16 protein-coding genes are annotated in these 21,086 nt (G+C 61.1%); 7 read left to right on the top strand and 9 right to left on the bottom strand.

All coding sequences use genetic code 11. The features are described 5' to 3' along the window. Nucleotides 1-314: 314 nt before the first annotated feature. Nucleotides 315-1,049, bottom strand: a complete 735-nt coding sequence (locus KCG87_RS14145) for a phosphoadenylyl-sulfate reductase (protein ID WP_003223260.1) — start codon at nt 1,047-1,049, stop codon at nt 315-317. Between the two features lie 163 nt (nt 1,050-1,212). On the opposite strand from KCG87_RS14145, the gene thrH reads away from it, so the two are divergent. Continuing rightward, a complete protein-coding gene (thrH, locus tag KCG87_RS14140; RefSeq protein WP_098967943.1) occupies nt 1,213-1,830 on the top strand; it encodes a bifunctional phosphoserine phosphatase/homoserine phosphotransferase ThrH in 618 nt (205 codons plus the stop codon). A gap of 109 nt (nt 1,831-1,939) precedes the next feature. Here thrH and pabB read toward each other — a convergent pair whose 3' ends face one another. The 4 genes from pabB to KCG87_RS14120 all read right to left on the bottom strand — a co-directional run bounded on the left by pabB (nt 1,940) and on the right by KCG87_RS14120 (nt 6,603). Further along, the gene (gene pabB, locus KCG87_RS14135) at nt 1,940-3,283 is read right to left on the bottom strand and encodes an aminodeoxychorismate synthase component I (RefSeq protein ID WP_134785840.1); all 1,344 of its coding nucleotides are present in this window, start codon (nt 3,281-3,283) and stop codon (nt 1,940-1,942) included. A 256-nt stretch (nt 3,284-3,539) separates the two neighbouring features. Then, nucleotides 3,540-4,526, bottom strand: a complete 987-nt coding sequence (locus KCG87_RS14130; RefSeq protein ID WP_103484624.1) for an alpha-L-glutamate ligase-like protein — start codon at nt 4,524-4,526, stop codon at nt 3,540-3,542. Beyond that, complete coding sequence (locus KCG87_RS14125) at nt 4,526-6,061, bottom strand: inactive transglutaminase family protein (protein ID WP_007960894.1); 1,536 nt, start codon at nt 6,059-6,061, stop codon at nt 4,526-4,528. Before KCG87_RS14125 ends, KCG87_RS14130 begins: the two co-directional genes overlap by 1 nt. Nucleotides 6,062-6,066: 5 nt before the next feature. Beyond that, nucleotides 6,067-6,603 carry an ATP-dependent zinc protease gene (locus KCG87_RS14120; protein WP_025110318.1) on the bottom strand — a complete coding sequence of 179 codons (537 nt, stop codon included), beginning with the start codon at nt 6,601-6,603 and terminating at the stop codon, nt 6,067-6,069. 356 nt (nt 6,604-6,959) lie between these two features. On the opposite strand from KCG87_RS14120, the gene KCG87_RS14115 reads away from it, so the two are divergent. The 6 genes from KCG87_RS14115 (at nt 6,960) to prpD (ending at nt 15,930) form a co-directional block, all read left to right on the top strand. Next, the gene (locus KCG87_RS14115; RefSeq protein WP_177416209.1) at nt 6,960-7,682 is read left to right on the top strand and encodes a GntR family transcriptional regulator; all 723 of its coding nucleotides are present in this window, start codon (nt 6,960-6,962) and stop codon (nt 7,680-7,682) included. Then, complete coding sequence (gene prpB / locus KCG87_RS14110; protein WP_210557443.1) at nt 7,679-8,572, top strand: methylisocitrate lyase; 894 nt, start codon at nt 7,679-7,681, stop codon at nt 8,570-8,572. The genes KCG87_RS14115 and prpB overlap by 4 nt, the downstream gene beginning before the upstream one ends. A 136-nt stretch (nt 8,573-8,708) precedes the next feature. Then, the gene (gene prpC, locus KCG87_RS14105) at nt 8,709-9,836 is read left to right on the top strand and encodes a 2-methylcitrate synthase (protein ID WP_210557445.1); all 1,128 of its coding nucleotides are present in this window, start codon (nt 8,709-8,711) and stop codon (nt 9,834-9,836) included. Nucleotides 9,837-10,037: 201 nt separating this feature from the next. Next, nucleotides 10,038-12,632 carry a Fe/S-dependent 2-methylisocitrate dehydratase AcnD gene (gene acnD, locus KCG87_RS14100; protein ID WP_210557447.1) on the top strand — a complete coding sequence of 865 codons (2,595 nt, stop codon included), beginning with the start codon at nt 10,038-10,040 and terminating at the stop codon, nt 12,630-12,632. Between the two features lie 53 nt (nt 12,633-12,685). Continuing rightward, nucleotides 12,686-13,888: a 2-methylaconitate cis-trans isomerase PrpF gene (gene prpF / locus KCG87_RS14095; RefSeq protein ID WP_210557449.1), complete on the top strand. Its 1,203-nt coding sequence runs from the start codon at nt 12,686-12,688 to the stop codon at nt 13,886-13,888. Between the two features lie 557 nt (nt 13,889-14,445). Further along, nucleotides 14,446-15,930, top strand: a complete 1,485-nt coding sequence (gene prpD, locus KCG87_RS14090) for a 2-methylcitrate dehydratase (RefSeq protein ID WP_210557450.1) — start codon at nt 14,446-14,448, stop codon at nt 15,928-15,930. 23 nt (nt 15,931-15,953) lie between these two features. On the opposite strand, the gene KCG87_RS14085 is transcribed toward prpD, so the two are convergent. From KCG87_RS14085 to KCG87_RS14070, 4 genes are all read right to left on the bottom strand, one after another. Then, on the bottom strand, nt 15,954-17,276 hold the full coding sequence (locus tag KCG87_RS14085) for a nitrate/sulfonate/bicarbonate ABC transporter ATP-binding protein (RefSeq protein ID WP_134785845.1): 1,323 nt from the start codon (nt 17,274-17,276) through the stop codon (nt 15,954-15,956). A gap of 14 nt (nt 17,277-17,290) precedes the next feature. Beyond that, on the bottom strand, nt 17,291-19,036 hold the full coding sequence (locus KCG87_RS14080) for an ABC transporter permease subunit (protein WP_098967952.1): 1,746 nt from the start codon (nt 19,034-19,036) through the stop codon (nt 17,291-17,293). Between the two features lie 276 nt (nt 19,037-19,312). Next, the gene (locus tag KCG87_RS14075) at nt 19,313-20,041 is read right to left on the bottom strand and encodes an alanyl-tRNA editing protein (RefSeq protein ID WP_210557452.1); all 729 of its coding nucleotides are present in this window, start codon (nt 20,039-20,041) and stop codon (nt 19,313-19,315) included. A gap of 66 nt (nt 20,042-20,107) precedes the next feature. After that, nucleotides 20,108-21,028, bottom strand: a complete 921-nt coding sequence (locus KCG87_RS14070; protein ID WP_098967954.1) for an EamA family transporter — start codon at nt 21,026-21,028, stop codon at nt 20,108-20,110. Nucleotides 21,029-21,086 lie beyond the last annotated feature (58 nt).

The raw sequence follows: 21,086 nt of genomic DNA, 5'->3' as shown, positions 1-21,086 counted from the left end.
TTTGAAAATAATTGGTTATAAATTGACCGATTGAACAGGTATTTATTTTTTGCGAGGGATTTTGCGGAGTTGGCAGAGCGCAGGGGAATTCAGCAGGGATGTAACTTTTCAGGGCGTGTAAGCAAAAAGTGCACACATAAATGGCACCGATGGTGACATTCGTGTGTACACATTTTTTTTCATGGCACCACGAAGCAAATGTGGGAGCGGGCTTGCTCGCGAAGGCATCTTCCCAGTCAACAAATTCGCTGACTGACAGACCGCTTTCGCGAGCAAGCCCGCTCCCACAGGGGGAGACATCATTGGGGCGAGATTTACGCCTTGCTGATGATATTCCCCGCATGCAGCCCGCACTCTTTCTGCGTCGCTTCTTCCCACCACCAGCGGCCTTCGCGCTCGTGCTGGTTCGGCAGCACCGGGCGGGTGCACGGTTCGCAGCCGATGCTGATGAAGCCGCGTTCATGCAGGCTGTTGTACGGCAGTTCGAGCATGCGGATGTAACCCCAGATCTCTTCGCTGGTCATCTGCGCCAGCGGGTTGAACTTGTACAGGGTGCGTTCGGGCGTGGAGAACGCGGTGTCGATCTCCAGCACCGCCACGGCGCTGCGGGTGCCCGGGCTCTGGTCGCGGCGCTGGCCGGTGGCCCAGGCTTTGACGCCGGACAGTTTGCGCCGCAGCGGTTCGATCTTGCGGATGCCGCAGCATTCGCCATGGCCGTCCTTATAGAAGCTGAACAGGCCTTTTTCCTTCACGAACGGTTCCAGCTTCGTGTAGTCCGGCGACACCAGTTCGATATCGATCTTGTAGTGCTCGCGCACCTGATCGATGAAGCGATAGGTTTCCGGATGCAGGCGGCCGGTGTCGAGGCTGAACACCTTGACGTTCTTGTTCAGCTTCCAGGCCATGTCCACCAGCACCACATCCTCGGCACCACTGAAAGATATCCACAGCTCGTCACCGAACTCGGCGAACGCGAGTTTCAGGATGTCTTGGGCGGATTTGTTGGCATAGGTCGTGGCGAGTTCCACGACATCGAACGTTGGGCTCATCAGGGCGGCTTCCTACAGGTCGGTGGCGCTGGGCGCTCTATATGGCGGCGATGGTAACAAAAAGCGGCGGAGTAGGGTGTGCCCGCTGCGTTGCGCGGTGGCGGGGGAGTCGCTAGAGTTCGGGCTCGCTCGACTCAATAATCACTACAAACGGGAGTGTCTTGTGGAAATTGCTTGCCTGGATCTTGAAGGGGTACTGGTGCCGGAAATCTGGATCGCCTTCGCCGAAAAAACCGGAATCGAATCCCTCAAGGCCACCACCCGGGACATTCCCGATTACGACGTGCTGATGCAGCAGCGCCTGCGCATCCTCGACGAGCACGGCCTGAAGCTCTCGGACATCCAGGAAGTGATCGCCACCCTCAAGCCGCTGGACGGCGCGGTGGAGTTCGTCGACTGGCTGCGCGAGCGCTTTCAGGTGGTGATTCTCTCGGACACTTTCTACGAATTCTCCCAGCCGCTGATGCGGCAACTGGGCTTCCCGACCTTGCTCTGCCATCGCCTGATCACGGACGACAGCGGGCGAGTGACCAGCTATCAATTGCGTCAGAAAGATCCCAAGCGTCAGTCGGTGCTGGCGTTCAAAAGCCTGTACTACCGGGTAATTGCGGCGGGAGATTCGTATAACGACACGAGCATGCTGGGCGAGGCGGACGCGGGGATTCTGTTTCATGCGCCGGACAACGTGATTCGCGAGTTCCCGCAGTTTCCGGCGGTGCATACGTTTGTCGAGTTGAAGCAGGAATTCCTCAAAGCCTCAAACCGGGATTTGAGTTTGTAATTACAACATTGTGGCGAGGGAGCTTGCTCCCGCTCGGCTGCGCAGCAGTCGTAAGATTTTGGGGAGCGCTTCGCACTCCAGCGGGAGCAAGCTCCCTCGCCACAAAAAGTTATAGGTTTTGCAGGGTATCGAGGAGGATTCTGACCTTGGTAATCGACTCCTGATACTCCGCCTGCCAGTCCGAGTCGGCCACGATCCCGCCACCACCCCAGCAGCACACCTGCCCATCCTTGACCAACAGACTGCGAATCGCGATGGAGCTGTCCATCTCGCCGCGTACGTCCAGGTACAGCAACGAACCGCAATACAAACCGCGCCGGGTCGGTTCCAGTTCATCGATGATCTGCATCGCACGGATCTTCGGTGCGCCGGTGATCGAGCCGCCGGGGAAACTGCCGGCAATCAGATCCAGCGCATCGCGATCCTCGGCCAGTTCACCGGTCACGCTGCTGACCAGGTGATGCACGTTGGGATAGCTTTCCAGGCTGAACAGCTCCGGCACCCGCACCGAGCCGATGCGGCAGGTACGGCCGAGGTCGTTGCGCAGCAGGTCGACGATCATCAGGTTTTCCGCGCGATCCTTGGGGCTGGCCAGCAGTTCGGCGGCGTTGGCGGCGTCTTCGGCCGGCGTCAGGCCACGCGGGCGGGTGCCCTTGATCGGGCGGGTTTCCACCTGGCGCTGGCTGACTTTGACGAAGCGTTCCGGCGACAGGCTCAGCACCGCGTCGCCGTCGGGCAGGCTCTGAAAACCGGAAAACGGCGTCGGGCAGGCCTCGCGCAACGCGCAATAGGCCAGCCACGGATCGCCCTGACACGGTGCGCGGAAACGCTGGGCAAAGTTGACCTGATAGCAGTCGCCGGCCTGGATGTATTGATGAATGCGTTCCAGCGCCTGGCGATAGTCATCGGCCGACAGATCGGCGGTCATCGGCGTGTCCAGCTTGAACGGCGTCAGCGGCGCTGAAGTCGGTTGGCTGAACAGCGCGATCAGCCGTTGCCGCTCGCTGTCGGCCAGTGACGGGTGAAACACCAGTTGGCTGGTGGCGGTCTGGTGATCGCTGATCAGCGCCCAGTCGTACAGGCCGAACCGCGCGTCGGGCAATTGCAGATCATCCCGGGCCTGGCTCGGCAGGTGTTCCAGATGCCGGCCAAAGTCGTAGCTCAGGTAGCCGATCAGGCCGCCGGCGAATGGCAGGTCATATTCGCCAGGCAACTGCGCCTCGCCCAGACGGCTCAGATTATCGCGCAGGCGTTGAAGGAAAACGCTGCCGCTTTCGTCGGGCAACACCGCCAGTTGTTCCAGCGGCCAGGCGCTGAGCAGATCATAACGGCCTCGGTCGGCGCTCGGCCGGCCGCTGTCGAGCAGCACGGCGCCGGGCGCATGGCGGATGGCCGCGAAGTAGTCGGCGGGGTTGGCGCGGTAGGGCAGCGGGTGTACGGAACAGGTCAACATGGGCGGGGCAGATCGGCCATCGAGGCGGGGTGGGGATTGTAGTCCTCTCGGCTGCCAGATCAAAATCAAAAGCTACCCCCTCACCCCAGCCCTCTCCCCCAAGGGGGGCGAGGGGGAAAGGGGGCGGATCTTCATGCTTTTCAAGTTCTGAGTTCGACTCGAACTTGCAGGTCGATGTACTTCGAGCATCCAACACGGTCAGTCCCCTCTCCCTCCGGGAGAGGGCTAGGGTGAGGGGCTCTTCAGCTTTTCAGCTTCAGCCCTCGACCGCCGGAATATGCCCAAACATCTCCTGAGTAAACGCCACCCGTTCTTCAACTGACTCCGTCACCCCACGCGCCTTCAGCTCTTCCAGATGCGCCTCGACCGCGTGCGTACGCTGGGTCAGCCCGCAATCGTTGGCAATCTGGATATTCAGCCCCGGCCGCGCATTCAGCTCGAGAATCAGCGGACCTTTCTCCTGGTCCAGCACCATGTCCACACCGATGTAACCCAGCCCGCAAAGCTCATAACAGCCAGCCGCGAGCTTCATGAAGCCGTCCCAGTAGGGCAGTTGCACGCCGTCCACCGCGTTGGTGGTGTCGGGGTGTTTGTTGATGATGTTGTTCAGCCAGGTGCCGCGCAGGGTCAGGCCGGTGGCGAGATCGACACCGACGCCGATGGCGCCCTGGTGCAGGTTGGCCTTGCCGCCGGACTGACGGGTCGGCAGGCGCAGCATGGCCATCACCGGATAGCCCATCAGCACGATGATGCGGATGTCCGGCACGCCTTCGTAGCTGATGCTCTTGAAGATCTGATCCGGGGTCACCCGGTATTCGATCAGTGCGCGGTCGCGGTGACCGCCCAGCGAATACAGGCCGGTGAGGATGCTCGAGATGTGGTGTTCGAGTTCTTCATGGGCAAGGATCTTGCCCGAGACCGTGCGATAGCGGCCCTCGAAGCGGTCGGCGATGACGATGATGCCGTCACCGCCGGCGCCCTGGGCGGGCTTGATCACGAAGTCGTTGTGCCCGCCGATGATCGCGTCGAGCTTGTCGATTTCCTTCTCCGTGGAGATCACGCCGTACAGCTCCGGCACATGAATGCCGGCAGCGATGGCGCGCTCCTTGGTGATGATCTTGTCATCGACGATCGGGTACAGGCTGCGCTTGTTGTATTTGAGCACGTAGTCGGCGTTACGCCGATTGATGCCCATGATGCCCCGCGCCTCCAGCGCCTTCCAGGTCTTCCAGAAACCGAACATCAGGCGTCAGCCTTCTTCAGGAAAGCCTTGAAGCGCACCAGTTCGGTCAGGCGATAACCGCGATAACGCCCCATCGCCAGCATGAAACCGACCAGAATCAGCAGGATCGCCGGGAAGGTGAACACGAAGTACACCAGCTCCGGCACGGTCATGATCAGGTGTGCCAGCGAGGCGGCGAACAGGGTGCCGATCGCCACTTTCATGGCATGGCTGGCGCCACGTTCTTCCCAGGTGATCGACAGGCGTTCGATGGTCATGGTCAGAATCACCATCGGGAACAGCGCCACCGACAAACCGCGCTCCAGGCCGAGTTTATGGCTGAACAGACTGATGGCGGCAATCAGCACCACCACGAAGGTCAACACTACCGACAGGCGCGGCAGCATCTGCAGCTTCAAATGTTCCAGATACGAGCGTAATGACAGGCCCAGCGCCGTGATCACGGTAAATAGCAGGATGCCGAAGCCCAGTTGCGTTTCGCGGAAGGCCAGGGCGATCAGCACCGGGGTAAAGGTGCCGAGGGTCTGCAGGCCGATCAGGTTGCGCAGGATCAGGATCACCAGCACGCCGATCGGGATCATCACCATGATCATGAACGTTTGCTGGGTCTGCAGCGGCAGGCCGTACAGCGAGTATTCGAGGAAGTTGGCGTCGGTGTTTTCGTCGGTCAGCTTGGCCAGACGAATCGCGTTCATCTCGCTGTTGTTCAGGCTGAAGGTCACGTTGGCTTTCTTCGCGCCCTCGATGGTGATCAGGTTTTCATCACCGGTCCACCACAGCAGGCGGTCGGTCGGCAGGCCTTGCTCGCCGGTTTCCGGGTTGAAGTACAGCCAGTCGTTGCCATTGAAACTGCGTAGCCACAGTTCCGGGGTTTGCGGTTGATCGGCGACGAGGCGGATGGTGTGGACTTTTTCTACCGGCACGTGAGCGATCGACAGCAGCAGTTCGACGATCTTCGCCTTGTGCGGCGTCGACGGGTCGCCGGCCAGCAGCAGTTTGACGTTGTCATCGTTGGCGTTGTTGACGCGTTTGATCGCTTCGCCGATGAAGGTCTCGACGTCGGCCGAGTGCTGGCGGATCGGCGCGAGCAAGGCTTCGGCGGCGATTTTTTCCGGGCCTTCGATGGCGATGCTGTCGCGGAAGGTCGGGCCTTTGATCTTGGATTTTTCCGCGGTGTAGCGCTTGGTCAGCACCAGACGGTAATAAAGGGTCTGGTTGCCCTTGGCCCGGCGCGCCGACCAGGTGACCTTGCGGTTGCCGTCGACCCGGTTGACTGCCACGCCGTAGTTATTGGAGATAAAGCTTTCGTTGAGGCTGACGTAATCGCGGCTCAGCGGTGGCACGAACATCTGGACCTTCACCGGGTCTTTGGTGCTGGCGACGAACTCGACTTTGGCGTCGATGTTCCACAAGTCGTCGGTGGCGTCTTCGGTCACCGGAATGCCGAGCACGAAAATCTGATAGGCCGTAACCGAAACGCCCAGGAGCACCAGAATGGTGATCAGGATTTTCAGGTGGAAGGTTAGAGAACGCATGGAAATTACTCGGCGGTATGAGCGGCGATGGTGCAGGCAGGTTTGCCGGCAGCGTATTTAAGACTGGGGTCGACCAGCGCGTCGAAGCGTTTCAAGGCTTCGGAGCCGATCAAAAGCGGGTATTGGAACGCACTTCGGTCGGTCAGGTTCACTTCGATGCTGCGCAACGCCGTGCCCATGCAGATATCCAGCTCGATCACCGGGCGCGCGGTGTACTTTTTACCTTCTTCCGGGTCGTAGTCGCCGGCGCGGCGTTTGATCTTGCTGACCCGGGCCAGCGGCCGCTCGATCGGGTGTGAATGCGCCGCGTCGATCGCCAGGTAGAAACGCACCCAGGACTCGCCGTTGCGTTTGAAGCGTTTGATGTCGCGGGCACTCAGTGAGGCGGTTTTGGCGCCGGTGTCGAGTTTGGCCGCGACTTGCAGATTGATGCCGTCAAGCGATGCATATTCGTTGAGGCCGTACACGGTTTTTTCCCCCGCCGCGGCGAGGCCGGGCAGGCAAAACAGCGCAAAAAATGTGGGGAAGGGCTTGAGTCTCATAAATCCTGGTGCGCAGCGTTCCGTTTTCGGTTCAGGTTCCTGGCAATACTGCGCAAGCTCCTTCGTGTGCCTATCAGCTTTTTATGACAAGCCGTACAAATGGCCAGCAAATGCGGGCGGCATTCTAGCACGGTGGTTTTATGGCGCCAGCGCTGGGGCCGGTCTATAAAAGATCAAAAGATCGCAGCCTGCGGCAGCTCCTACAAAGGATTCGCGTACATTCTGTAGGAGCTGCCGAAGGCTGCGATCTTTTCGGTTTATTAGGCGATTGTCGACAATATCCATTTATCCTTTGACTGGTGCCGGCTAATTGGCTAGTTTTTGCTGCATTGGATTTGAAGGTGTCGACAATCATGCTGGATCAACTCGATCCCCCGGTCATCAGCGGCGAGGATTCCGAGACGCTCTCGGAAAACGTCTTCCGGCGCATCCAGGCGGCCATCGTCAAAGGCGAGATCGCCCCAGGCAGCAAGATCTCCGAACCCGAGCTGGCGCGCACTTATGGCATCAGTCGCGGGCCGCTGCGCGAGGCCATTCATCGGCTTGAAGGTCAGCGACTGCTGGTGCGCGTACCGCATGTCGGCGCGCGGGTGGTGTCGCTCAGCCACGCCGAATTGCTCGAACTCTACGAAATCCGCGAATCCCTTGAAGGCATGGCCTGTCGGCTGGCGGCCGAACGCATGAGCGTCGAAGAAATCGACGAACTGCGCCGGGTGCTGGAAACCCACGAGCGCGACGCGGCGTTCCAGGCCGGGGTCGGCTATTACCAGCAGGAAGGCGATTTCGACTTTCACTACCGGATCATCCAGGGCAGCGGCAACCGCACCTTGACCCAGATGCTCTGCGGCGAGCTGTACCAACTGGTGCGCATGTACCGCATCCAGTTTTCCACAACGCCCAACCGCCCGCGTCAGGCCTTCGCCGAACACCACCGGATTCTCGATGCCATCGCCGACCGTGACGGCGAACTCGCGGAATTGTTGATGCGCCGCCACATCGGCGCCTCGAAACGCAACATCGCCCGTCATTACCAGGACGGCGCCGACAATAAGACAGCCACTGAAAGAGGTGAGTCATGAGTTCCAAGCAGAACACTCCAGGCCAGCGTTTCCGCGATGCGGTCGCCAGCGAGCACCCATTGCAGGTGGTCGGCGCGATCAACGCCAACCACGCGCTGCTGGCCAAGCGCGCCGGTTTCAAGGCGATCTACCTGTCCGGTGGCGGGGTGGCCGCAGGCTCGCTCGGCGTGCCGGACCTGGGCATCACCGGCCTGGATGACGTGCTCACCGACGTGCGGCGCATCACCGACGTCTGCGACCTGCCGCTGCTGGTGGACGTCGACACCGGTTTCGGTTCGTCGGCGTTCAACGTGGCGCGCACCGTGAAGTCGATGATCAAGTTCGGCGCGGCGGCGATTCACATCGAGGACCAGGTCGGCGCCAAGCGCTGCGGCCACCGACCGAACAAGGAAGTCGTCAGCCAGCAGGAAATGGTCGACCGCATCAAAGCCGCCGTCGATGCCCGTACCGACGACAGCTTCGTGATCATGGCGCGTACTGACGCGCTGGCGGTGGAAGGTCTGGAGTCGGCACTGGATCGCGCCGCGGCGTGCATCGAGGCCGGCGCCGACATGATTTTCCCGGAAGCCATCACCGAGCTGGAGATGTACAAGCTGTTCGCCAACCGGGTAAAGGCGCCGATCCTCGCCAACATCACCGAGTTCGGCTCGACACCGCTGTACACCACCGAGCAGCTTGCAGGGGCGGATGTGTCGCTGGTGCTGTACCCGCTGTCCGCGTTCCGCGCGATGAACAAGGCAGCGGAAAACGTCTACACCGCGATCCGCCGCGACGGCACCCAGCAGAATGTCATCGACACCATGCAGACGCGCATGGAGCTTTACGATCGTATCGATTACCACACGTTCGAGCAGAAGCTCGATGCGTTGTTTGCACAAAAGAAAGGCTGAATTAAACCCTGTGGGAGCGGGCTTGCTCGCGAAGACGGACTGATATCCAACATTGATGTCGACTGATCCAGCGCTTTCGCGAGCAAGCCCGCTCCCACACGTTTCCCCTACAAATTCAAGAAAATTGGAGACAGCAATGGCCGAAGCAAAAGTACTCAGTGGCGCCGGGCTCCGTGGCCAGGTTGCCGGGCAAACCGCACTGTCCACCGTGGGCCAGGCCGGTGCCGGGCTGACCTATCGCGGCTACGACGTGCGTGAACTGGCAGCAGACGCGCAGTTCGAAGAAGTGGCTTACCTGCTGCTGTACGGCGAGCTGCCGACCCAGGCACAACTCGACGCCTACCAGCAAAAGCTGAGCAAGCTGCGCGACCTGCCGCAAGCACTGAAAGAAGTGCTCGAACGCATCCCCGCCGACGCCCACCCGATGGACGTGATGCGCACCGGTTGCTCGTTCCTCGGCAACCTCGAGCCCGAGAAAGACTTCTCCGAACAGCGCGACAAGACCGACCGTCTGCTCGCCGCATTCCCGGCGATCATGTGCTACTGGTATCGCTTCAGTCACGACGGCAAACGCATCAACTGCGTTAGCGACGAGCCGACTATCGGCGGCCACTTCCTGCACTTGTTGCACGACAAGAAGCCGAGCGAACTGCACGTCAAAGTGATGAACGTGTCGCTGATCCTTTACGCCGAGCACGAATTCAACGCCTCGACGTTTACCGCTCGCGTTTGCGCATCGACCCTGTCCGACCTGTACTCCTGCGTCACTGCGGCTATCGGTTCGCTGCGTGGCCCGCTGCATGGCGGCGCCAACGAGGCGGCAATGGAAATGATCGAGCGCTTCTCGTCGCCGGAAGAGGCGATCAAAGGCACCCTCGGCATGCTCAAGCGCAAGGACAAGATCATGGGCTTCGGCCACGCGATCTATAAGGACAGCGATCCGCGTAACGAGGTGATCAAGGGCTGGTCGAAAAAACTCGCCGACGAAGTCGGTGACAAGGTGCTGTTCCCGGTCTCCGAAGCCATCGACAAGACCATGTGGGAGCAGAAAAAACTGTTCCCCAACGCCGACTTCTACCATGCCTCGGCGTACCACTTCATGGGCATCCCGACCAAGCTGTTCACGCCGATCTTCGTCTGCTCGCGCCTGACCGGCTGGGCCGCGCACGTGTTCGAACAGCGCGCCAACAACCGCATCATCCGTCCAAGCGCCGAGTACATCGGCGTTGAGCAGCGCAAGTTCGTGCCAATCGAACGTCGCTGAATGGTGAGCTGACCCGATCCTTGAAGCCACCACAAATCCCTGTAGGAGTGAGCCTGCTCGCGATGACGGACTGACATTCACCATTGATGTCGACTGATCTACCGCTATCGCGAGCAGGCTCACTCCTACAAGGGACGGTGTGAATCTTGAGTCGGGCGTCTGCCCACCCTTTGAAACTACCGTGACCCGAGTCCTGACCCGATGAACACAGCATTCCGCAAAAACCTGCCCGGCAGTTCCCTGGATTATTTCGACGTCCGTGCGGCGGTCGAGGCGATTCAGCCCGGCAGCTACGACACCCTGCCGTACACCTCCCGCGTGCTGGCGGAAAACCTCGTGCGTCGCTGCGACCCGGCCACGCTCAGCGATTCGCTGAAACAACTGATCGAGCGCAAACGCGACCTCGACTTCCCGTGGTTCCCGGCACGCGTGGTGTGCCACGACATTCTCGGCCAGACCGCACTGGTCGACCTCGCCGGCCTGCGTGACGCGATCGCCCTGCAGGGCGGTGACCCGGCGCAGGTCAACCCGGTGGTGCCGACGCAACTGATCGTCGACCACTCGCTGGCGGTAGAAGCGGGCGGTTTCGACAAGCAGGCCTTTGAGAAGAACCGCGCCATCGAAGACCGCCGTAACGAAGACCGTTTCCACTTCATCAACTGGACCAAAAAGGCCTTCAAAAACGTCGACGTGATCCCGCCGGGCAACGGCATCATGCACCAGATCAACCTGGAGAAAATGTCCCCGGTGATCCAGGTGCGCGACGGCGTGGCGTTCCCCGACACCTGTGTCGGCACCGACAGCCACACCCCGCACGTCGATGCGCTGGGCGTGATCGCCATCGGCGTCGGTGGCCTCGAAGCCGAGAGCGTGATGCTCGGCCGCGCCTCGTGGATGCGCCTGCCGGAGAGCGTTGGCGTCGAACTGACCGGCAAGCTGCAACCCGGCATCACCGCCACCGACATGGTGCTGGCGCTGACCGAATACCTGCGCAAACAGAAAGTCGTTGGCGCCTGGCTGGAGTTCTTTGGCGAAGGCGCGTCCGCGCTGACCCTCGGCGACCGCGCGACCATCTCCAACATGGCCCCGGAATACGGCGCCACCGCGGCGATGTTCTACATCGACCAGCAGACCATCGACTACCTGAAACTCACCGGTCGCGAAGACCAGCAAGTGCAACTGGTCGAGCAGTACGCCAAACTCAACGGCCTGTGGGCCGACAGCCTGAAAGGCGCGCAATACGAGCGTGGCCTGACTTTCGATCTGTCGTCGGTGGTGCGCAACATGGCCGGCCCGAGCAATCCGCACGCCCGTGTGGCGGTAGCGGATCTGGCGGCCAAAGGCATCTCCGGGCAGTGGGATGACGTGCCGGGGCAAATGCCCGACGGCGCGGTGATCATCGCCGCCATCACCAGCTGCACCAACACCAGCAACCCGCGCAACGTGATCGCCGCCGGCCTCTTGGCGCGTAATGCCAACAAGCTTGGCCTGACCCGCAAGCCGTGGGTCAAATCCTCGCTGGCACCGGGTTCAAAAACCGTGGCGCTGTACCTCGATGAAGCGGGGCTGACCACCGAGCTGGAGCAACTTGGTTTCGGCGTCGTCGCGTTTGCCTGCACCACCTGCAACGGCATGTCCGGCGCCCTCGATCCGGTGATCCAGCAAGAGATCATCGACCGCGATCTGTATGCGACGGCCGTGCTTTCCGGCAACCGTAACTTCGACGGCCGCATCCACCCGTACGCCAAGCAGGCGTTCCTCGCCTCGCCGCCGCTGGTGGTCGCGTACGCCATCGCCGGGACCATCCGTTTCGACATCGAGAAAGATGTGCTGGGCGTGGTCGACGGCAAGGAAATCCGCCTGAAAGACATCTGGCCGAGCGACGAAGAAATCGACGCGGTGGTGAAGTCGTCGGTGAAGCCGGAGCAGTTCCGGCAGGTCTACATTCCGATGTTCGCCATTCACGAAGACACCGGCCCGAAAGTCACGCCGCTGTACGACTGGCGCGAGATGAGCACCTACATCCGCCGTCCGCCGTACTGGGAAGGTGCGCTGGCCGGCGCGCGGCCGCTGAAGGGCATGCGCCCGCTGGCGGTGCTGCCGGACAACATCACCACCGATCACCTGTCGCCCTCGAACGCGATCATGCTCGACAGCGCCGCCGGCGAATACCTGGCGAAAATGGGTCTGCCGGAAGAAGACTTCAACTCGTACGCCACGCACCGTGGCGACCACTTGACCGCGCAACGCGCGACCTTCGCCAACCCGAAACTGTTCAACGAAATGGTTCAGGAAAACGGCAAGGTCAAACAGGGTTCGCTGGCCCGCGTCGAGCCGGAAGGCAAGGTGATGCGCATGTGGGAAGCCATCGAAACCTACATGGAGCGCAAGCAGCCGCTGATCATCATTGCCGGCGCCGATTACGGTCAGGGTTCGTCCCGCGATTGGGCGGCGAAGGGCGTGCGTCTGGCGGGTGTCGAAGCGATCGTTGCCGAAGGTTTCGAGCGTATCCACCGCACCAACCTGGTGGGCATGGGCGTGTTGCCGCTGGAGTTCAAACCGGGCACCGACCGTCACACGCTGGCCATCGACGGCAGCGAAACCTACGACGTGATCGGCGCCCGCACCCCGCGCGCCGACCTGACGCTGGTGATCCACCGCAAGAACGGCGAGCGCGTTGAAGTGCCGGTGACCTGCCGCCTCGACACCGCTGAAGAAGTGTCGATCTACGAGGCCGGCGGCGTGTTGCAGCGCTTCGCCCAGGACTTCCTCGAAGAGTCGGCGGTTGCCGTTTAATCACGTAGTGCGAGCGCGGGTCGGTTGACCCGCGTTTGCGGATAAGGAGCACCATGGCTCACGCAGCTAACTTCGCACCGCAGATCAAAATCCCCGCCACCTACATGCGCGGCGGCACCAGCAAAGGCGTGTTCTTCAGCCTCAAGGATCTGCCCGAAGCCGCGCAGGTTCCCGGCCCCGCCCGCGATGCTTTGCTGCTGCGGGTGATCGGCAGCCCCGACCCGTACGACAAGCAGATCGACGGCATGGGCGGCGCCACGTCGAGCACCAGCAAAACCGTAATCCTGTCGAAAAGCATCAAGGCTGATCACGACGTCGATTACCTGTTCGGTCAGGTGTCCATCGACAAGCCGTTCGTCGACTGGAGCGGCAACTGCGGCAATCTCTCGGCAGCGGTCGGTTCGTTCGCCATCAGCAACGGTCTGGTGGAGGCCAGCCGCATTCCGCACAACGGCGTGGCGGTGGTGCGCGTGTGGCAGGCCAATATCGGCAAGACCATCATCGCCCACGTGCCGATCACCAACGGCGAAGTGCAGGAAACCGGTGATTTCGAACTCGACGGCGTGACCTTTCCGGCCGCCGAAGTGCAACTGGAGTTCATGGACCCGGCAGCGGAAGAAGAGGGCGGCGGCGGTTCGATGTTCCCCACCGGTAACCTGATCGACGAGCTGGAAGTGCCGGGTGTCGGCACGTTCCAGGCGACCATGATCAACGCCGGGATTCCGACGATTTTCGTCAACGCCGCAGACATCGGCTACACCGGCACCGAGCTGCAAAGCGCGATCAACAGCGACCCGAAAGCCCTGCAGATGTTCGAAACCATCCGCGCCTACGGTGCATTGCGCATGGGCCTGATTTCCAATCTGGACGAAGCGGCCAAGCGACAGCACACGCCGAAAGTCGCGTTTGTCGCCAAGCCTGCGGATTACATCGCGTCCAGCGGCAAGGCGATTGCTGCCGCTGATGTGGATTTGCTGGTGCGTGCGTTGTCGATGGGCAAGTTGCACCACGCGATGATGGGGACGGCGGCGGTGGCAATCGGCACGGCGGCGGCGATTTCCGGGACTTTGGTGAATCTCGCGGCGGGCGGTGTCGAGCGCAACGCAGTGCGCTTCGGCCATCCGTCCGGGACGCTGCGCGTAGGCGCCGAGGCCAGTCTGGAAAACGGTGAGTGGGTAGTGAAAAAGGCCATCATGAGCCGCAGTGCGCGCGTCCTCATGGAAGGTTTCGTCCGTATCCCTGGCGACTCTTTCTGATCCAGTATCGATGCCCTCACCCCAACCCTCTCCCGGAGGGAGAGGGAGCAGACCGAGTTGTAATTGGATGTCCTGCGACCTGAAGCATCTTGGCGATTATGGATTCACGGGAGAGCTTTCAGGTCGACGTATGTGTTGAATATCACCCTAGCCCTCTCCCGGAGGGAGAGGGAGCAGACCGAGTTGTAATTGGATGTCCTGCGACCTGAAGCATCTTGGCGATTATGGATTCACGGAAGAGCTTTCAGGTCGACGTATGTGTTGAATATCACCCTAGCCTCTCCCGGAGGGAGAGGGAGCAGACCGAGTTGTAATTGGATGTCCTGCGACCTGAAGCATCTTGGCGATTACGGATTCACGGAAGTGCTTTCAGGTCGACGTATGTGTTGAATATCACCCGGTCGGTTCCCTCTCCCTCCGGGAGAGGGCTAGGGTGAGGGAAACAATCCACTGACGAAACATCACAAAGCAGACACCACGATCTGCTCTAAACAAAAAAACCAACCAGCCCCTGAGGAAGACCACCCCACTCATCATTCCCCACCAGGAGAACCGCAATGAGCGCCAACGTCGACCAGAACAACCGCCCCGACTACGACCGTGTCCTGCAGGACATCGCCGATTACGTCCTCACCTTCAACGTCGAATCTGCCGAAGCCCTCGACACCGCCCGCAACTGCCTGATGGATACCCTCGGCTGTGGCCTGCTGGCGTTGCGTTTTCCCGAATGCACCAAGCACCTTGGCCCCATCGTCGAGGGCACCGTCGTGCCGTTCGGGGCGCGGGTGCCGGGCACTTCCTATCGCCTCGACCCGGTGAAAGCCGCGTGGGACATCGGCTGCATTGTGCGCTGGCTCGACTACAACGACACCTGGCTCGCCGCCGAGTGGGGGCATCCGTCGGACAACCTCGGCGGAATTCTCGCGGTGGCCGATCACCTGTCGCAAAAGCGCGTTGCCAATGGTGAGAAGCCGCTGACGATTCGCGATGTACTTGAAGCGATGATCATGGCCCACGAAATTCAAGGCGTGATCGCTCTGGAAAACTCGTTCAACCGCGTCGGCCTAGACCACGTGCTGCTGGTGAAAGTCGCTTCGACCGCCGTCACCGCCAAACTGAGGGGGGCCAATCGCGAGCAACTGCTGTCGGCGTTGTCCCATGCCTTCGCCGATGGTCAGGCGCTGCGCACCTATCGCCATGCGCCGAACGCCGGATCGCGTAAATCCTGGGCGGCGGGTGATGCGACCAGCCGCGGAGTGCGTCTGGCCGACATTGCCCTGCGTGGCGAGATGGGTATTCCCGGGGTGTTGACGGCCAGGCAGTGGGGCTTCTACGACGTATCGTTCAGCCATACCAATAACGATCTGGCGCTCAAGCCCGAAGGCAAACGTGCCTTCAGTTTCTCGCGGCCCTACGGCAGTTACGTGATGGAAAACGTGCTGTTCAAGATCAGCTTCCCCGCTGAATTCCATGCGCAAACGGCCTGCGAAGCGGCGGTGACCTTGCATCCGTTGGTGCGCAACCGCTTGCATGAAATCGACCGCATCGTCATCACCACCCATGAGTCGGCGATTCGCATCATTTCCAAGGTCGGACCGTTGGCCAACGCCGCCGACCGCGACCACTGCCTCCAGTACATGACCGCCGTGCCGCTGGCATTCGGCAATCTGCTGGCCGAGCAATACGAGGACGATTTCCACGCCGCGCACCCGATCATCGATGTGCTGCGCGAGAAAATGGTCATCGTCGAAGACCCGCGTTTCACCCGCGAGTATCTGGAGGCCGACAAGCGCTCGATTGCCAACGCGGTGCAGGTGTTTTTCAAGGATGGCTCGAGCACCGAGAACGTGGTGGTGGAATACCCGATCGGCCACCGTCGCCGCCGCGCCGATGGCATCCCGTTGCTGGAGGACAAGTTCAAGGCCAACCTGGCGACGCGTTTCACCGGCCAGCGCAGCAACGAGATCTTCACCCTGTGCAAGGATCAGCAAGCGCTCGAAGCCACGCCGGTCAATCGCTTCGTCGACCTGTTCGTGATCTAGGCCAACGCCAGAGGTGTCGCGGGCTACAGGCTGCCCTCGACATCCTCCAGGCTGAAGGTTTCGGTGTGGTCGTCGTAGGAGAAAATCTCCGCATAACGACCCCAGGCGATCACCACTTCCAGGGTTCTCTCGACGAACGCTTCGGTCAGCGAGTCCTGCAGTTCCTGCTCGAAACGCACCCGTGGCGCGCGGTGACCATTGCGCTCCAGTAGTACCTGACGGATGCGCGCGGCCAGCGGCACGTGGCGAATCAGGTGCTCGGCAAACAGGGTTTTGCGCTCCTGGGTGCCGTAGTCGGCGAACAGTTTGCCGGCGTCGGTCAGGGTGATGTCGGCGCCTTTGAGTTCAGCGAAACCGAGGTGCTCGATCATCTCGGCCACGGGGAACAGGTCATCGACTTCCAGCAGACGCCGTTCGGCCACGGTGGGCAGGCCGGCGTGGCCGTTGTAGGGTTCGGCGGCGATGGTTTCGATCAGACCGGCCATCAGGTTGGTCGAGACCTCAGGCAGCGGACTGCTCATTTTCAGCTCGGGTTTGCCGGCGCTGGCATCGGCGCTGCGCCGGTCAGTCATCTGCGCGTAAATGTCGTCGACCATCTGCCGGAAAGCCGGATCCAGGCGGTTGCGTGGATGGGCGAACGGCACTTTGATTTCCGCCACCACCCGTCCCGGGTTGGACGACAACACCAGAATGCGGTCGCACATCAGCACCGCTTCTTCGATGTTGTGGGTGACGATCAGGATCGATTTGATCGGCAGTTGCTTGCCGCTCCACAGGTCCAGCAGATCCGTGCGCAGGGTTTCGGCGGTCAGTACGTCCAGTGCCGAAAAGGGTTCGTCCATCAGCAACAGGGTCGGGTTGACCACCAGCGCACGCGCGAAGCCCACGCGCTGGCGCATGCCGCCGGACAACTCGCGCGGGTAGGCGTTTTCGAAACCGTCGAGGCCGATCAGGTCGATCGCCGCCAGCGCCCGTTTACGCGCAGCCTTGCGTTCGACCTGCAAGGCTTGCAGGCCGGCCTCGACGTTTTCCAGCACCGTCAGCCACGGGAACAGGGCGAAGGTCTGGAACACCATCGCCACACCTTCGGCCGGGCCGTGCAGCGGCTGGCCGTTGTACAGGACATCGCCCGATGACGGTTCGATCAGGCCGGCAATGATCCGCAGCAAGGTGGATTTGCCGGAGCCGGAGCGGCCGAGCATGCCGACGATCTCGCCTTCGCGCAGGGTCAGATCGACCCCGCTGAGCACTTGCAGTTCTTCCTTGCCCTTGCCAAACACCCGGTTCACATCGCTGAGCGAGTAGATTTCGGGGCTGGCGGCGGTTTGTCCGGTATAGGTATTCATCGCAGCGAGTCCCATCAGTTCAGGCGCAGTTTGTTTTCGGCCACGGCGTACATCGGTCGCCAGACCAGACGATTGAAGGCCACGACAAAGATCGCCATGACCACCACGCCGAGGGTGATTTTCGGAAAATCTCCGGCGGCGGTGGTCTGGGCGATATAGGCCCCGAGACCGTGGGCAACGACTTTGTCCTGCCCCCAGGAGACGAATTCGGAAACGATGCTGGCGTTCCACGCACCGCCCGAGGCGGTAATGGCGCCGGTCACGTAGTACGGGAAAATGCCCGGCAGCATGACCTTGCGCCACCACAACCAGCCGCGAATGCGGAAGTTGGCGGCGGCCTCTTTGTAGTCATTGGGGAAGGCGCTGGCTCCGGCGATCACGTTGAACAGGATGTACCACTGCGTGCCGAGCACGATCAGCGGGCTGAGCCAGATGTCCGGGTTCAACTGGTAGCGCAGGATCACGATGACGAATACCGGGAACAGCAGGTTCGCCGGAAATGCCGCGAGGAACTGCGCCAGCGGCTGGATCTTTTCCGCCAGCGCCGGACGCAGGCCGATCATCACTCCCAGCGGCACCCAGATCAGCGAAGCAATGAGAATCAGACCGGCCACTCGCAGCAAGGTGAAGAACCCCAGCAGCAATACATGGCCGACCTCGGCGAGCGTCACTTCTGTGCCGACATACAGGACGATGTGATAAAGCGCATAAGCCGTGAGCAGCGCGATCAATGTGCCCCAGATCCAGTCGATCATTTTCGCTCTGCTCGGGTTGTCCGCGCTGAGGGTGTGGCGCGCCGCGCGCGGCAGGTTCAAGCGCATGTTGCCCAGCCGGCTGATGGCGCGGCTGAACGGGCGCAGCAGGCGCTGGATCAAGCGGGTGCGCTGGATCAGGTTCAGTACCCAGGATTCGGGCGCGGCGGTCTGCGAGGCGGTGTTTTCCATGCGGAACTTGTCGGCCCAGGCCACCAGCGGGCGGAACAGGAACTGGTCGTAGATCAGGATCACCACGATCATCGTCAGGATCACGTAACCTACCGCGTGCAGGTCTTTCTGCGCGATGGCCATGGCCAGATACGAGCCGATACCCGGCAGGGTGATGGTCTGGTCCCCCACCGTGATTGCTTCCGACGCCACCACGAAGAACCAGCCGCCGGACATGCTCATCATCATGTTCCACACCAGCCCGGGCATGGCGAAAGGCACGTCGAGTTTCCAGAAACTCTGCCAGCCGGACAGTTGCAGGTTGGTCGACACCTCCACCAGATCCCGCGGCAGCATGCGCAGCGACTGATAGAAGCTGAAGGTCATGTTCCACGCCTGACTGGTGAAAATCGCAAAGATCGCAGCGAATTCCGCCCCGAGTACCCGGCCGGGAAACATCAGCAAAAAGAAGGTCACGGTGAACGAGATGTAGCCCAGCACCGGCACCGATTGCAGGATGTCCAGCACCGGCACCAGCAGTTTTTCGGCGCGACGGCTTTTCGCGGCCAGGGTGCCGTAAAGCAGGGTGAACACCAGCGCCGCGACCATCGCCGCGAGCATGCGCAGGGTGGTCCGCATGGCGTATTCCGGCAGGTTGCCCGGATCGAGGGAAATCACTTCGCTCTGCAAGGTGGCGATTGGCGCCCAGGTTTCCCGGGCGGTGATCGAGAAAAACAGCAAGAAGCCGATCACCAGCGGCATGGCGATCAGGTCCCAGCGATTGGGCAGCAAGCGCCGGGTCGTGGCCGGGATGTAGTGACGGAACACTTTCTTCATACGCAGTGATTCCAGCGGTGTCCAAGGGGGCGCGGCAGTCTGAGCGTAGCTTCTGTCTGCACGACCCACCGAGTGAGCGGATGCTCGTTCTTCAGGTTCAAGTGGGAGGTGAATGTTGCGGGCCCGCTGAATTCATCAGGCCAGGAGGGCTGGCGCATCCGGTTTGGGAACCGGATGCGCTGCTTGCGCGGATTGTATATTTCCAGATGTTACAAAGACGTAAAGACCGTGTCTGTTTTGAGTGAAGAAACTTTCATCCGGTAAATGCCCGTCCGCCTACGCGAAACGCAGGATTACCCGGCGATTGTTGCGGCTTTTCTTCTCGATTTTTTCGCAATACACCCGGCCGATTTCCCGGGTGTTGTGCACATGGGTGCCGCCACAGGGCTGGATGTCGACGCCGCTGACCTCGACCATGCGCAAGTCACCCTGAATGACGGGCGGCTTGACCGTCTTGCTGCCGGTCCTCTCCAGCAAGGCGGGGTACTCGGCGGCCGGCATCGACAGGGTATTGACCGTGCAGGCCTGTTCGATCAGCGTGTTGAGGTCGCGGGTGATGCTGTCCTTGTCGAGGGTCATTTCCGGCAGATCGAAATCCAGTCGGCCCTTGTCGGCGCTGATGCTGCACCCGGTGACTGGCGCATTGATCAGCGCACCGAGCAGATGCAGGCAGGTATGCATCTTCATGTGCTGATAGCGCCGCTCCCAGTCGAGACTGGCGTTGACCAATGCGCCGGTACACAACTGCGGCGGACACTCCTGCACCTGATGCCAGATGATCGACGGCAGCAGGGGATCGCGCACCGTCCCGGTGACTTCGATCCGCGTACCATCCACCAGACTGAAATGCCCGGTGTCACCCGGCTGCCCGCCACCGGTTGGGTAGAAAAGGGTGTGTTCCAGCACGACGGCCTGATCGACCACTGCGATGACGCGGGCACCAAAGGCGCGCCGGTAGGGTTCGCTGTTAAACAGGCTGAGGGTTTCCATGGTGTGTACCGACATTTGAACCTCCGATGTTCAAAGTTGAGTGGTGTGTGAGCCCTTGTGCTCACGTCGGGTCGTGGGCTTTCAGCGTTTGAGCGGTAGCTTGGTGATCGCGAAACCGGCGAGCAGGATTGCCGAGTACAGCATCAGGTCCCGCGAGATCGGCGTGCCTTCGTACCAGGCGCCGATGAGCAGGGCGAATACCGGGAAGATGATGAACACGAACGACAACAGCACCGGGCTGAGGCGTTTGAGCAGGATGAAATACACGATAAAGCCGCCCACTGACGCCACCAGTCCGAGGTACAGCAGAGCGCCCCATGAGCGCGCGGTCACGTCCTTGAATACCGGTGCTTCCACGTTCAAGCCGACAATAAATAACATCAGCCCGGCGATGCCGATCGGCAGGGTGTTGTAGGTGATCACGCTGATCGCGCTGCCGTGCTTTTTAGTCACCACGTAACACAGCGCATGCAGGATCGCCGCGCACAGAATCGCCAATACGCCGAGCCATTCCGCCTGATCCAGATGCAGGCCCTGGCTGCGAATGATCATGAACAGACTGGCGAAACCGATGGCGATACCGAGCATCTGTGTGGGGAGGATTTTCTCGCGCAGGAACAGCGCGGAAAACATCAGGATAAACACCGGCATGCAACTGAACAGCAGCGCTGTCAGACCGGACGAAACGTGCATCTCGCCGTAGTTGAGTAGGTAGTACGGCAGGCTGAAGTACGACAGCGTGACGAACACGAAAAACCAGCGGCTCTGTCGCGGGAACAACAGCGGTTCCCTGCGCAGTGCGGCGAAGCTCAGGAACAGCGGAAAGGCGATCAGAAAGCGCAGGCCCGCGGCGGTCAGTGGCGGCACGCTTTCCACGGCAATCCTGATCCCCAGCCACGTGGTGCCCCAGCTCAGGCAGACGATCAGAAACAACGTGCTGGTGAGCAATCCGGCGAGCCAGGGGTTGCTGATGTTCAGCGGTGCGCTGATGGCAGTCGACATGCTGGGTGCTCCGCAGCAAAGGAATTGACCCGGTTGTTGAAAAGGGCTATCTCTGATT

Source organism: Pseudomonas sp. MWU347, from assembly GCF_017947305.1.
GTDB lineage: Bacteria > Pseudomonadota > Gammaproteobacteria > Pseudomonadales > Pseudomonadaceae > Aquipseudomonas > Aquipseudomonas putida_A.
Note: the sequence above shows the minus strand (reverse complement) of the source record. Positions and strands in the feature narration are given on the sequence as shown.

Excerpts from the sequence above, each read along its gene's own strand:
- prpC (WP_210557445.1), top strand. The coding sequence starts at position 8,709 with ATGGCCGAAGCAAAAGTACTCAGTGGCGCCGGGCTCCGTGGCCAGGTT.
- KCG87_RS14075 (WP_210557452.1), bottom strand. The coding sequence starts at position 20,041 with ATGTCGGTACACACCATGGAAACCCTCAGCCTGTTTAACAGCGAACCC.
- KCG87_RS14070 (WP_098967954.1), bottom strand. The coding sequence starts at position 21,028 with ATGTCGACTGCCATCAGCGCACCGCTGAACATCAGCAACCCCTGGCTC.
- KCG87_RS14120 (WP_025110318.1), bottom strand. The coding sequence starts at position 6,603 with ATGAGACTCAAGCCCTTCCCCACATTTTTTGCGCTGTTTTGCCTGCCC.
- pabB (WP_134785840.1), bottom strand. The coding sequence starts at position 3,283 with ATGTTGACCTGTTCCGTACACCCGCTGCCCTACCGCGCCAACCCCGCC.
- KCG87_RS14130 (WP_103484624.1), bottom strand. The coding sequence starts at position 4,526 with ATGTTCGGTTTCTGGAAGACCTGGAAGGCGCTGGAGGCGCGGGGCATC.
- prpB (WP_210557443.1), top strand. The coding sequence starts at position 7,679 with ATGAGTTCCAAGCAGAACACTCCAGGCCAGCGTTTCCGCGATGCGGTC.
- prpF (WP_210557449.1), top strand. The coding sequence starts at position 12,686 with ATGGCTCACGCAGCTAACTTCGCACCGCAGATCAAAATCCCCGCCACC.
- prpD (WP_210557450.1), top strand. The coding sequence starts at position 14,446 with ATGAGCGCCAACGTCGACCAGAACAACCGCCCCGACTACGACCGTGTC.
- KCG87_RS14145 (WP_003223260.1), bottom strand. The coding sequence starts at position 1,049 with ATGAGCCCAACGTTCGATGTCGTGGAACTCGCCACGACCTATGCCAAC.
- KCG87_RS14125 (WP_007960894.1), bottom strand. The coding sequence starts at position 6,061 with ATGCGTTCTCTAACCTTCCACCTGAAAATCCTGATCACCATTCTGGTG.
- KCG87_RS14085 (WP_134785845.1), bottom strand. The coding sequence starts at position 17,276 with ATGAATACCTATACCGGACAAACCGCCGCCAGCCCCGAAATCTACTCG.
- acnD (WP_210557447.1), top strand. The coding sequence starts at position 10,038 with ATGAACACAGCATTCCGCAAAAACCTGCCCGGCAGTTCCCTGGATTAT.
- KCG87_RS14080 (WP_098967952.1), bottom strand. The coding sequence starts at position 19,036 with ATGAAGAAAGTGTTCCGTCACTACATCCCGGCCACGACCCGGCGCTTG.